This window comes from Bacillus sp. SORGH_AS_0510 (genome assembly GCF_030818775.1).
Classification (GTDB): Bacteria; Bacillota; Bacilli; order Bacillales; family Cytobacillaceae; genus Neobacillus.
The window spans coordinates 4400925-4413861 of sequence record NZ_JAUTAU010000001.1 but is presented as its reverse complement, the minus strand read 5'-3'; the positions used below and the strand labels follow the sequence as shown (position 1 = coordinate 4413861).

15 protein-coding genes are annotated in these 12937 nt (G+C 37.9%); 12 read left to right on the top strand and 3 right to left on the bottom strand.

Features of this window, described 5'->3' with window-relative positions:
- Positions 1–154: 154 nt before the first annotated feature.
- Both istB and istA read right to left on the bottom strand, forming a co-directional pair.
- Positions 155–907 carry an IS21-like element helper ATPase IstB gene (gene istB, locus QE429_RS22435; protein ID WP_307282679.1) on the bottom strand — a complete coding sequence of 251 codons (753 nt, stop codon included), beginning with the start codon at positions 905–907 and terminating at the stop codon, positions 155–157.
- Entirely contained in the window at positions 900–2189 is a 1290-nt protein-coding gene (istA, locus tag QE429_RS22430) for an IS21 family transposase (protein ID WP_307282676.1), read from the bottom strand. The genes istB and istA overlap by 8 nt, the downstream gene beginning before the upstream one ends.
- A gap of 1625 nt (positions 2190–3814) precedes the next feature.
- On the opposite strand from istA, the gene QE429_RS22425 reads away from it, so the two are divergent.
- The 8 genes from QE429_RS22425 to QE429_RS22390 all read left to right on the top strand — a co-directional run bounded on the left by QE429_RS22425 (position 3815) and on the right by QE429_RS22390 (position 8507).
- The gene (locus QE429_RS22425) at positions 3815–4630 is read left to right on the top strand and encodes a GNAT family N-acetyltransferase (RefSeq protein ID WP_307290168.1); all 816 of its coding nucleotides are present in this window, start codon (positions 3815–3817) and stop codon (positions 4628–4630) included.
- 22 nt (positions 4631–4652) lie between these two features.
- Entirely contained in the window at positions 4653–5324 is a 672-nt protein-coding gene (locus tag QE429_RS22420; protein ID WP_307290167.1) for a hypothetical protein, read from the top strand.
- 88 nt (positions 5325–5412) lie between these two features.
- A complete protein-coding gene (locus QE429_RS22415) occupies positions 5413–5739 on the top strand; it encodes a YnfA family protein (RefSeq protein ID WP_307290166.1) in 327 nt (108 codons plus the stop codon).
- A gap of 30 nt (positions 5740–5769) precedes the next feature.
- Positions 5770–6300 (top strand): GNAT family N-acetyltransferase, encoded by a 531-nt coding sequence (locus tag QE429_RS22410; protein ID WP_307290164.1) that lies wholly within the window; start codon positions 5770–5772, stop codon positions 6298–6300.
- Positions 6282–6788: a GNAT family N-acetyltransferase gene (locus QE429_RS22405; protein ID WP_307290163.1), complete on the top strand. Its 507-nt coding sequence runs from the start codon at positions 6282–6284 to the stop codon at positions 6786–6788. The genes QE429_RS22410 and QE429_RS22405 overlap by 19 nt, the downstream gene beginning before the upstream one ends.
- A gap of 22 nt (positions 6789–6810) precedes the next feature.
- Positions 6811–7347, top strand: coding sequence for a GNAT family N-acetyltransferase (locus QE429_RS22400; protein ID WP_307290162.1), 537 nt, complete (start codon positions 6811–6813; stop codon positions 7345–7347).
- Between the two features lie 96 nt (positions 7348–7443).
- Positions 7444–7923, top strand: a complete 480-nt coding sequence (locus QE429_RS22395) for an FtsZ/tubulin family protein (protein WP_307290160.1) — start codon at positions 7444–7446, stop codon at positions 7921–7923.
- 128 nt (positions 7924–8051) lie between these two features.
- Positions 8052–8507, top strand: coding sequence for a DUF2269 family protein (locus tag QE429_RS22390; protein WP_307290159.1), 456 nt, complete (start codon positions 8052–8054; stop codon positions 8505–8507).
- Positions 8508–8564: 57 nt separating this feature from the next.
- Here the strand turns inward: QE429_RS22390 and QE429_RS22385 are convergent, their stop codons facing one another.
- Positions 8565–9341 carry an alpha/beta hydrolase gene (locus QE429_RS22385; protein WP_307290157.1) on the bottom strand — a complete coding sequence of 259 codons (777 nt, stop codon included), beginning with the start codon at positions 9339–9341 and terminating at the stop codon, positions 8565–8567.
- A gap of 298 nt (positions 9342–9639) precedes the next feature.
- On the opposite strand from QE429_RS22385, the gene QE429_RS22380 reads away from it, so the two are divergent.
- From QE429_RS22380 to QE429_RS22365, 4 genes are all read left to right on the top strand, one after another.
- Positions 9640–10677 carry a GGDEF domain-containing protein gene (locus QE429_RS22380; protein WP_307290155.1) on the top strand — a complete coding sequence of 346 codons (1038 nt, stop codon included), beginning with the start codon at positions 9640–9642 and terminating at the stop codon, positions 10675–10677.
- A 116-nt stretch (positions 10678–10793) separates the two neighbouring features.
- Positions 10794–11111, top strand: coding sequence for a phospholipase A2 family protein (locus QE429_RS22375; RefSeq protein ID WP_307290153.1), 318 nt, complete (start codon positions 10794–10796; stop codon positions 11109–11111).
- A 103-nt stretch (positions 11112–11214) separates the two neighbouring features.
- Positions 11215–12270 (top strand): DUF3231 family protein, encoded by a 1056-nt coding sequence (locus tag QE429_RS22370; RefSeq protein ID WP_307290152.1) that lies wholly within the window; start codon positions 11215–11217, stop codon positions 12268–12270.
- A 290-nt stretch (positions 12271–12560) separates the two neighbouring features.
- The gene (locus QE429_RS22365) at positions 12561–12824 is read left to right on the top strand and encodes a hypothetical protein (RefSeq protein ID WP_307290150.1); all 264 of its coding nucleotides are present in this window, start codon (positions 12561–12563) and stop codon (positions 12822–12824) included.
- The last annotated feature ends 113 nt before the right edge of the window (positions 12825–12937 follow it).

Here is a 12937-nt window from a genome sequence, read left to right as displayed (position 1 = left end):
CTGTAGGGCAAAAAAAATCAGGACTTCGGTCGTTTAGAAAGGTTCATAACGACCGAAGGGCATAAAAAATCAGGGCTCCGGTCGTATAGAAGGGTTCATATGTAAATGTCAAGCTAAGTATGTACATTTTTGATTGTTTAAGAATGTACAAAAATTACTCGTTTTCCTTTTCCAAATGATTTTTAATACGATACGAATCACCAATTATGTTCACAACTGTTGCGTGGTGTAATACACGATCCAATATGGCATTTGCTATTTTTGTATCCTGGAAGACCTCATCCCACTGCTTAAAGCTTACATTTGTGGTTAATATGGTGCTTTTTTTCTCATATCTTAAATCAATTAGCTGGAAGAACAATTTGGCATCCTCACGATCAATTGGTAGATATCCAATTTCATCAATAATTAATAACTTATACTTTCCATAATGCTTTAATCGACTTTCTAAGCGATTTTCTAATTTTGCTCTTTTTAATTGCAGGATTAATTCATTACATTTTATAAAATAGGTACTGGTTCGTTTCTTGGCTGCTGCTATCCCTATGGCTGTTGCTAAATGTGTCTTTCCGACTCCACTAGGTCCCAAGAATACGATATTCTCTTTCTCTTCGAGAAATCGTAATGTTGTAAAATCAAGTATTTGCTGCTTGTTTACTGATGGTTGGAAATTAAAATCAAAATCCTTTATCTCTTTACGGTGGGGGAAGGCCCCCACCTTGACCATTGAATTAACCATGGTTTTTTCACGCATATCGATTTCATAATTTGTTAGTTTTAAGAGTGTGTCTACAAAAGATAATTGATTACTCATACCAAAATCAATCGTTTCACCAAGATGACCAATCATCTGTTTTAATTTTAAATACTCAAGGTTTTGCATTAATTGTTGATAACTACTATTCATTTTTATACACCTCATCAATCGCTCGTAAGTTATTTTTAGCCAGCTCATCAATATCCGGAAAGTGCGGAAGCCCTCTTGAGAGTGCCTCAACGTAGTGTTCTTTTTTATAGTTGAGTTTGATTTCACTGACCTCGTGTTTCGCGATTAACTCCGTGTTATAATAAATATGGATTTGATTATCATATACTTGTAAACCAACGGTTTTCCCTTTGTATTCAGCTGGAACTGAATACTGGTTTGATTTATAAGTAATCATGCAAGCGGAATTGACCTGTACAAGTTTATGGTGGATCTTATAAGAATCTCTTATTTGCTTTCTTGGTAGGGGCAATAAGAGATTTTTTTCTTGTTCAATGGCCAAAATAGGTATTTTCCCTGTACCCTGATGGTAACTGTGGTTAATCCGTTCACAAAGGCTCTGCACAAACGCATGAAGCTCCTCATAATCAAATTTTCCCTGATAGGCATGAATCTCGTCTATCAATTTCATAGGACTTTCAACTTTCCCCTTCGTCCTTGGTCGTCCTGCAATACAAGGCCTTACTTTAAACCCAAAATCCTTTTCAAATTGACCAAAGCGTTCATTCACTACTCCCTTTGAATACTCGGTTCGTGGTTCATCCATTACTGTTTTCATATTATCCGTCACAAGGTTTTTAGGCACTCCCCCAATGGCTTCAAAGCTTTCTGTCAGAAAGGACATCAATACGCTTTGTGACTTTGATATTGTTAAATGAAAGGTTCTAAAACGGGAATGGGACAAAAGAAAAACAGCCACATTTACATAAAGAATTTCTCCATCTTTCGTTATATACCGGATATTCTCCTTCCAATCTATTTGAGCTTGTTCACCCGGAAGGGTTTCATAACGAATTACGGAGTGAACAGTTTCTGTACGTTTCCCCTCACTAAAGTATGCTTGAAACTCTGGTTTACGAGCTATATAAGCTCGAAATGTTGACTGGGAACATTCCAGTCCATGATTATCTTTTAAATACTGCCATAGAACACGTTTATAAAAAAATCTCTGCTTAGACTCTCGGGAAAGCAGTAGCTTTATTACTCCGTAATAATCATCTATCTTAGATTCTCTATCTCGTTTCTTTTGAGGCACATATCCATTAATATATTTATCAACTGTCCTCCGATCTACATTTAATTCTCTAGCTAATTTACTCTTGTTAATTTTCATATTTAAATTCTCCATAAGAAGTTTAAGTTTTGGTAAGTCTGTAAGACTGTTGATTTCAAAATTTGTTGTAATATCTAGTTGAACATACATACTCTCCACCTCGATAAGAGTATGCCATGTACTACCCAAAACTGTACATTCTTATACAATCATTTCTGTACATATTAAAATTAGCATTTATAGTTCATAACGACCGAAAGGGTAAAAAAATCAGGACTTCGGTCGATTAGAAGGGTTCATAACGACCGAAGGGGTAAAAAAATCAGGTCTTCGGTCGATTAGAAAGGTTCATAACGACCGAAGGGCATAAAAAATCAGGGCTCCGGTCGTATAGAAGGGTTCATAACGACCGAAGGGCATAAAAAAACAGGACTTCGGTCGATTAGAAGGGTTCATAACGACTGAAGGGCTAAAAAAATCAGGCCATCGGTCGATTAGAAGGGGTTCATAACGACCGAAGGGGTAAAAAAATCAGGGCTCCGGTCGTATAGAAGGGTTCATAACGACTGAAGCGTTAAGAAAATCAGGGCTCCGGTCGATTAGAAGGGTTCATAACGACTGAAGGGCAAAAAAAATCAGGGCTTCGGTCGTTTAGAAAGGTTCATAACGACCGAAGGGCATAAAAAATCAGGGCTCCGGTCGTTTAGAAGGGTTCATAACGACCGAAGGGGTAAAAAAATCAGGTCTCCGGTCGTTTAGAAGGGTTCATAACGACCGAAGGGGTAAAAAAATCAGGTCTCCGGTCGTTTAGAGGGGTTCATAACGACTGAAGGGCAAAAAAAATCAGGGCTTCGGTCGATTAGAAAGGTTCATAACGACCGAAGGGCTAAAAAAATCAGGGCTCCGGTCGATTAGAAGGGTTCATAACGACCGAAGGGGTAAAAAAATTAGGACTTCGGTCGTATAGAAAGGTTCATAACGACCGAAGGGGTAAAAAAATTAGGACTTCGGTCGATTAGAAGGGTTCATAACGACTGAAGCGTTAAAAAAATCAGGGCTCCGGTCGTATAGAAGGGTTCATAACGACCGAAGGGTTAAGAAAATCAGGGCTCCGGTCGTATAGAAGGGTTCATAACGACCGAAGGGGTAAAAAAATCAGGGCTCCGGTCGTTTAGAGGGGTTCATAACGACTGAAGGGCAAAAAAAATCAGGGCTCCGGTCGTTTAGAGGGGTTCATAACGACTGAAGGGCAAAAAAAAATCAGGTCTTCGGTCGTTTAGAGCAAAAGAGCGCATATACAATTTATTCAGCTACTCTTCTTCATGTTGATTTCTTAGTAAAATAGACTGTCATTTACGCTGCAGAACCGTGGTCAGGCACCTCTTAAGTGAATCTTTTAGTATTCTGCGAGTGTTTTTTTAGATACTGGATGTTCGAAGTTGTGATTCTTTATATCGATAATTTTTGAGAATCAGTGGCAGTGATTTCACTGTGATTAATAAACGGAAAAGTTCCGATTAAATTGGGGAATACCCATATTTCCTTAATAATAAGGGAGGTTTTTCCGTTTATATTATTCAAATTTTTGGATTTTGTCTTTTTTAGAGCAGTTAACCGGAAATTCTCCGCTTATTTCTACTTTTTAAGCTTCCTCTTTATAAAATGGCCAGAAATTCTCCGCTTATGAATTCTCTACCTAAACGAAAATCAACAAATTAAGGAAGGTATGTTAGGCACCCTTGGCGAATCTAATTCGATAGTAGGAGGTTGGTATTATGTTTATTAGACTTGTTCCTAATGATGATTTATTAACTACTGAGGAATCTTTTGTAAGTGATGAAGTCCAATATAATCTAATTCACCGGATCAGTGAAGGCAGTGATGCATTAGGGATTAAGACACCTGATAATAAGATGATTTTGGCGCAATCGCCTGGCCATAATGCCTGGTTGTGGTTATCTAAGGAGACTCCACCAGAGGAACAAAGAGCTTTGATTAATAATCTAGTAGACTATTTAAATAGTGATCAGCTTCCTGGAGTATCTGGAGATCCTCAGACTGCGGAAATGTTTGCGGAAGCTTTTTCAAAAAAACGGGGTATTGGCTACCAAACAGATATGACCATGGAATCATACCATTGTCCAAAGGTGTTAAAACCGGTAAATGTATCAGGAGAAATTCAGAAAGCCGCATTAGAAGACATAGAAACCGTAGAGGCGTATCTTGCAGGGTTTTTAAAGGATGCGTTTGGTACTTCTGTAGAGGTAGGTACTCAGATGTCAAAGGCACAAACAATGATTGGAACTGGAAACTTATATCTTTGGTTTGTTGATGGTAAGCCGGTATCAATGGCGAACATATCACATCGCTCTCCTAGGCATGCCCGAATTAATGCTGTTTTTACTCCAGTTGAGCATCGGAAAAATGGCTATGCAAGTGCGTTAGTAAGGGAATTGTGTGTGATTATCCATTCAGAGGGGCTTATACCGATGCTGTATGCGGATATCATTAATCCTGATTCCAATAAGGTGTACAAAAATATTGGTTTTATAGAAAGTGGTAAAATAGCAGAAATTAAATTTGTAAGATAGATAGGATAATGAGGTGAGTTCAATGTATAAATTTTTCGAAGATGTAGTCATTAGAAATGAACATTCAACCATACCGTATACGTGGATCTGCAGCGAAAAGCCAAATAAAACTATTTGTATTATGCTGCCTGGGCTGGGTTATTCAACTCAGCGCCCGCTATTTCATTATGCGACAGGGGTATGTTTGAACAATAATGTGGATGTTCTAAATATCAATTACAACTTTGTAAAGAATGAAAAGTTTAGGGAGCTTACCAAGGTAGAACGAGAGCAATGGATGTATGAAGATGTAAAAGTTGTGGTCGAGACAGCTGTAAAAGATGCCGGATATGAGCAGTGTATTTTATTAAGTAAATCCATTGGAACGATTCCGATGGCGATGGAATGGACTCAGGAAACCTTCCTGCAAAATTCAGTAGGCATTTGGTTAACTCCGCTGCTAAAGGAAGATAGGGTATATCAAGCCCTAGTGGAAACGAAATTACCTTCTCTTTGTGTCATTGGAGATGAAGACCATCATTTCATTGAAGGGCGGTTAACTGCACTGGAGAACAACCCGCTCGTTAGTACGGTTGTTATACCTAAAGCGGATCATGGTTTAGAAATTCAAGAAAATACATCAGCAACCATTGAAGCGATGAAGGAAATAATGCTACATGTTGAAGCGTTTATAAAGAAAAATAAAGTCGGTTAAGACTGCTATCACTGGCAGTCTTTTTTAACAATCTTTATATTAGTAATAAGGCTAGAAAATAGGGATAGGTTTACAGGATGTGATTTTCATGTTTAAAGCAGCGATTTTATTTATACTTGCAGGATTAGCAGAAATAGGCGGGGGTTACCTTATTTGGTTATGGTTAAGAGAAGGAAAGCCACTCTCGTGGGGACTCCTCGGTGGTATTACTCTTGTGCTCTATGGAATCATAGCCACTTTTCAAGCGTTTCCTTCGTTTGGCAGAGTATATGCCGCATATGGTGGTGTCTTTATCTTGTTATCGGTGTTATGGGGATGGCTAGTAGATAAAAAGACACCAGATCTGTATGACTGGCTCGGAGCAGCAATCTGTTTACTGGGTGCTTCAATTATTCTTTGGGCGCCAAGACATTAATATAAGGTTCATTAATGAAGGGGAATTCATATGAATATCAGAGAAGCAGGAGGTACTGATGCAGAAAACTTGGTAGCGCTGATTAAGCAGGTTGAAAATGAATCTGAGTTTATGCTGATGGAGCCAGATGAACGACAGGTTACACCTGAACAACTCAGAAATAGAATCACTTCTTCCAAAAAAAGCGGGAACTCTACTCTCTTTGTAGCAGAAGTGGAAAACCGATTAATAGGCTACATGTTTGCTATGGGAGGTACAGCAAGAAGAAATCAGCATGCTGTGTATATTGTAATTGGTATTTTAAAAGATTATAGAGGAAAAGGTGTAGGGACGTTGCTATTTAAGAATCTCGAAGAATGGGCAAGTGAACGAAACATTCGTCGATTAGAGCTAACAGCCGTTACCCGTAATATAGCCGGTGTGGCTCTGTATCAGAAAATGGGCTTTAAAGTGGAAGGTACAAAAAAGGATTCCTTACTTATAGCTGGAGAATATGTCGATGAATATTATATGGCAAAAATTTTGGGAGAGGGGAATGGAAAATGCAAATCAGACTATTAACTCCTGCGGATGCAGAACGGTATTGGGCACTGAGATTAGAAGCATTAAAGGAAAATCCAGAGGCCTTTTTAACAAGCTATGAAGATGCGGTTAAACGAGAAAATCCAGTTGAACAAGTAGCCCGCAATTTCACATCAGAAGGTAATTATACGTTTGGCGCTTTTGAAGGAGAAGAGTTAATGGGCGTTGTCACGTTGCTCCAGGAAAGAGCGGAAAAAGTCGAGCATAGGGCTAATATTTTTGCCATGTATGTCACTCCAAGAAAACAGCGTTCAGGAGTGGGGGAGGCCTTGCTTAAAGAAGCGATCAACAAGGCAAAAACAATAGAGGTAATCGAAAAAATCAACCTATCTGTCACCGCAAGTAATGAAAAAGCGAAGAGACTCTATTCCAAATTAGGATTTACGACGTTTGGATTGGAAGAAAAGGCTTTAAAAGTAAATGGTGAATATTTTAACGATGAACATATGGTTTTACATTTAAAATAGCCGTTAGGAGTGATTCGAGAATATGTTAAAAAGTGAATCTATCTATATTAGACCTTTTATTACGAGTGATGCAGCCGCTTTGCTTGAACTACAGCTTGCAAATCGCGATTTTTTTCAAAAGTTTTCTATGGAAAGAGATGATGATTTCTATACACTTGAGGCGCAGTTTGAGAGAATTCCTCAATACCAAGAACTTAGTCAAAATGACCAGTCCTATAACTTCGGAATTTTTACTTATGATGATACTTTAATTGGAACGATCAATCTATTTCATGTCATGAGAGGCTCGCTTCAAAGTGCATTTATTGGTTATTTTTTAGATAAAAATCATAATGGAAGAGGATATACAACAGAAGCGGCTAAGCTGATCGTCGATTATGGTTTCAACGATTTGCATTTACATAGAATCGAGGCAGGAGTTATGCCTCATAATATCGGGTCAATCCGCGTGCTAGAGAAGGCAGGTTTTCATAAGGAAGGTATTGCTTTGAAAAATGTGAAAATCAATGGCAAATGGGAAGACCATCAGGTGCTGGCAATTATTAATCCCCGTGATTAACAGGCATGAAATGTTTCGACTCCACGTATTCTGGGTATACAAAGATTAATCAACAAATAGGTTGATTAATAAGGAATCAAGGAGAGGAGCATCAGTATGAAGGCTAAAGCACTTGTTTCTGAGAATATGCCATTTACAGATATCCATTCAATCATGACTGAGCAAGGTTTTTCAATGATGGGTATAGGTGAATCGGTAAAATATAGAGCAACACTGCGGGATTCATCTACTGAATCCATCTATTGGTTAGAGATTCCGGTTGAACGATATTTAGAAGATCCTGATCAAGCGAGGTTAGGCAAGCCCTTCTTATTTGGAGATGAAGAACGAATTCCTATTCCTGTTAGGGAGGCTGCAGACAGTAAGTTAAAGGAAATGGCTGATTATTTAAAAAACAATGTAGTAAATATAAATGATTATCGAGCTGACCAGGCTGAGCCAAATGGTTCAATGGCAGCCGATGAGGACGAGGTAAAACAACTTGGAAAAGAAATGGAATCGCTGAAAACGAATAAGGAATTATCAGAGGAAGGCGAAGTTCCAGATCCTGTTCAATATGAAGTAGAAACAAAATAATATTAGTAACTTCAAACCGGCAAAAATCTGTCACGATTTTGCCGGTTTTTCTTTTTAAGGGATGAACACAACTTGGTCTTGATTATGGTAAAATGGTAGCATGCAAGGTATTGGAGGTTGAAGCACCAGTGATTACTCTTTACAAAGTAATTGTGTTCATTCATATCTTTTCAGCTATTTTGGGAATGGGACCTGGATTTATTTTAACGACTGTTGTAAAATCGGGGAAAAACATGACTGAATTAAGGCATTCATATAGGCTTAGACATAAGCTTCATATTTTTGTAATGGTTGGCGGTACCCTTCTACTCATTACAGGTATAGCGATGGGACTATTAAATCCAAGCTTGTTCCGGATGGGCTGGTATGTAACGAGCCTTATTCTCTTTTTGGCAGCACTTGCGATTGGACCGCTTGTCCTGTCACCAAGGTCAAGACCCGTGAAGGCGTTATTAAAATCACATAAAGGGGAAGTTATACCTGAAGAATATTGGCGGTTAGCTAAGGTTCTTTTTCGATATGAATACCTTGAGAATCTAATATTTATTATTATCATAGCTTTAATGATACTAAAACCATTTTAAGAAGAACGGTAGGGCAAATTTTTTGCCTACCGTTCTTTTTTTGGGGTGTAAAAATGATCAATTTGAAAATAAATAGGAAAGAAAATCAGGTACTCTTTTCCTAAAGGAAGTATAGTTATGCTGACCTTCTTCAATTAATTGAAAGTGAAGGTTTTCTACCTTATCTTTTAAAATCGCATACACGCGGTCTGTTAAATCAAGGAAAACCTGAGTCATCTTTTCGTCATCGCCCAATTCTTTTGTCCCAATGTCCATGTAGAATTTTTCAATAGCGGATAAATCGGATTCCTTTAATAGATTTTCAATATCTTCCTGGTTTCTATAAAATCCTGGGGAAATAGCTGCTATTCTTTTAAAAATATGTGGATACTTACAGGCCGCATAAGTGGATATTTGGGCACCTAAAGAAATCCCAGCCATTGAGGTCTGATCCACAAGAGTTCTATATTTACTGTCAATTAGTGGCTTAAGCTCTTTTACTATGAAATCCAGATACTCGCCACCTCTACCACCAGACGAACTGGTATAACCTAATATTTCTTTGCTGATTTCACCATGTGCCCATGGGCAGTACTCGTCAATCCGTCCTTCTCCTTCGGTATTGAGGTCAATTCCAACAACGATAATCGGTAAGCCACTTTGATCTAAGTAATCCTTCATACCTAAAGATACCCCTTTAATGGCTCCTTCATCTTCAAAAACATTCTGGCCATCGTGCATATATAATACAGGATATCTCTTGGTTTCTGAATTATAGTTTTCCGGAAGATATATTCTTACCATTCTTTCTTGTTGAAATGGGGACATGTATACTTGGAATTTTTCTAACATCATGTTCACCTGCTATTTCTAGTATTTATATAACCTTAATTTACCATAAATTAAAATGATTGTATGTTTTTTTAGGGATGATTTTGAACTACTATACACTCTAACTTTTTTAGACAAAATGGACAAAAATACTACAATCATAGGTCAATAAAGCTATATAAAAACGACTGTTTTTCGTTTAAAATGGGTGTATAGATGGACGGTTATAATAGAAGGAAATTTGAACTTTTACAGCGCCCTCTGCTCTTTGCAGGTTAAGGCTGGACTAATCTATTGGATTAGTTGGGGGAGATGAAATTCGGTGTCAAAACAGTATGAATCACTTGCCGATCTTAAGAGAAGCGTATATCTGTGGGTCATTCCATGCATTTTGATTGCGCTCATTTTAAATACTATTATGCAAAACGTTGATGGTTCGGACAAACTTAGTTTTGTTATTAATAATACAATGACAATTTGGTTTGCAGTAAGCTGGGTTCTAGTATATAAAAAACAGTTTGTTCGGTTTAGTGAGTTATCTAATCTAGTGTTAGTTAGTATTTATCATGTAACGACTTTTTTCGATATGATTTATAATTATATGTTGAAAATTGGCGGTTCTTTAGGCGATTTTATTGTCTGGATGCCAATTATCATTATGTTTATCTTTTTAACGCTAGGGATTAGGAGAGGCCTGTACTATTCTATAGGAATTTACCTAATTACCTTATTAAGTGGAATCGTGGTTATCAACAAACTTTCGGCTGAATCCATTGATTCCCTTTTGCAATTCTACTTTGCCAACTTGGTTTACATCATTGTCCTTTTTTATGCGCAGCATATGTTTAGGGCCTATGCAAAGATGGAATTGCTAAAAAAATATGCCTATTTAGATTCATTAACAGGTGTTGCCAACCGCCATCAAATTGATGAGTGGTTGGATCAAAAGCTGAGTGATTCGAGGGAAATGCATACGTCCTTTTCAATTATATTTTTCGATATTGACTATTTTAAAAGGGTTAATGATCTGTTCGGTCATAAAATTGGCGACTCTGTTTTAGTTGAGTTAGCTGGATTGATCCAAGAACATCTTGCTTTACGTGACCGATTGGGCCGTTGGGGAGGAGAAGAATTTATTGTGCTCTCTGATGTGACATGGAACAATGCGATTGCCTTTGCAGACTACCTAAGGGAAAAAGTAGAGAGGCACGAGTTTAAAGAAGTTGGTCGATTAACAGCAAGCTTTGGGGTGGCGGATTCTCGATTGGAGGATACCATCGATTCGTTATTAAACCGTGCGGACGAGGGCTTATACCAATCCAAGAATACGGGGAAAAATAAAGTGAGTATAATAAATTAATTTTGATGCCTCTATTCGGTAGAATAGGGGCTTTTATTATCGCGTTTTTATTAGTACTCCATATACTATTAATATACAGATATAGCGTTAACTTACTGTGTGCTGGAGGTGAGAGTTTGGAAAATAGAAGAAGTAGAAGTCCATTTTCTTTTTGTCTCTTCCGAGGATATAGATGGTGTGGACCTGGCTGCAGTGGTCCTGGTGAACCGATTAATGATGTAGACGCCTGCTGCAAGCACCATGATCGCTGCCTAAGCAGTGGAAAATCTCGTTGTCAATGTGATCGTGAATTTATGGATTGTCTTCATGACAAAAGAAATGGGAAGACCGATAAAGGGAGAAAAGCGGCTCTTATGTACGATTTTATGAAGGTAAGGACATCGTTCACATGCGGCTCGAATCGTTCAGAACAAAAAGGTAGACCATTTTTCTAAAATTAGAACCGGTGACTAATGCCTACGAGGGTAAATAGAACCGGTGTATTTTATAGAGGAATATTTGTCATAAATGTTCGTCTATTGTGGATACTATTCCCAAATGAGTTTCATGAGTCATTCTATTCCAGAAGAAATTGAGGATATTGAAATGGAAGATAAAACAAGGATTCGACTGACTGCTGGGGAAATGTCTGGACTATGGGCACAATATTTGAACGATACAATTATCATCTGTATAAACAAATTTTTTTTAGAAAAAGTTGAGGACGAGGAAGTTCGTCCAATCATTGAATTTGTTTTAAACTCTGCTAAAGGGAATATTGCTATAATGGAGGACATCTTTACTAAAGAATCCTTTCCTATACCCATTGGATTTACAGATCAAGATGTTGACCCCAAAGCACCAAAGCTTTTTTCAGATACTTTTGTGCTTATGTTTTTAAGACATATGTCCATCCTTGCAATGGCGGCCAGCAGTGCGGCTCTAGGAGTCGCTACACGTCCAGATATGGTAGAGTTTCATAAAAGGGTCTTAAAGATAGGGGTTCAGCTTCAGGATTTCACTAGGGATTTAATGTTAAAGCAAGGAACCTATATTCGACCGCCATACCTATCTGTCCCTGATAAAGTGGACTTTGTAAAACGACAGCATTTTTTAGCAGGATTTTTGGGACATAAGAGACCCTTAACATCAGTGGAAATTACTCATTTGTTTTTAAATGTCCAAACGAACGCTATTGGAAAAACTTTAATCACAGGTTATGCACAGATTGCACAAAGTAAAGAAGTAAAGCAATATTGTTTACGAGGAATGGAAATTGCGCAGAAACACGTAGATATTTTCAGTGGTTTCTTAAGGAAAGAGGATTTACCAATACCGATGAGCTGGGATTCTGCCTTAACAGATACAACTGTTCCTGTCTTTTCAGATAAGTTGATTATGTTCAATGTGGCTGGGATGATCGCTGCAGGGGTGGGGAATTACGGAATGGCTATGGCCGCAAGTCCTAGGAGAGATGTAGGAATGAAGTATGCATCGTTAATACCGGAAATTGCTCTTTATGCAGAGGACGGGGCTAATATAATGATTAAGCATGGCTGGATGGAAGAACCTCCGCAGGCTGATGACCGTGGCATATTAATTAAAGGAAAGTAGACAAGCCGTCAATTGACGGTTTTTTTATGGTTAAAATTATGGTTTCTATCTTTTGAGTACAAACAATCCTCTAAAATAAATCCAAAAAAGTTCAATTGAGGTAAGCAGAAAAGGGGATTCAAACATACTTTATAATGGGTGGATAATGTTTAGAGAGAAGGGCTGCCAATTTGGCAGTCCTTTGCTTGTTTAGAGGCATACTGGCGGTTGAAAGGAAGAAAATGGTATGATACCCTTGTATATTTAGAGCGGAATGGGGCTTTCCATCTGAAGCGAAGGAGTGCTATGCAATGAATGATATTTCTAACAAGCATACAATTCAACACCCAGACGACGAGACACAATTTTTTACTAATGAGGACCGAGCTCCTTTTAATGATGTGATTAAACATGGAGATATGGTCCAAGGCTTTCAGTCACCTAAACAAATTACGCAATTTCCTAAGTGGTATCAGAAACCAAAAAGAATCTTTGCCTTTATTTCGGTACTGATCTTTGTTGTGTTGTTACTCTATCAGATTATTCAATTTGTCCTTAATGTAATAGCAGAATAGCCGTTAATTTCAGGGCCTTTCTGCCTATTTTAAAAGATGCAAGTAATAGACTAAAAAAATATAGACTGAATATTTCCCAAGGCCATAATGAAACAGGTGTTGGGATTTTAACT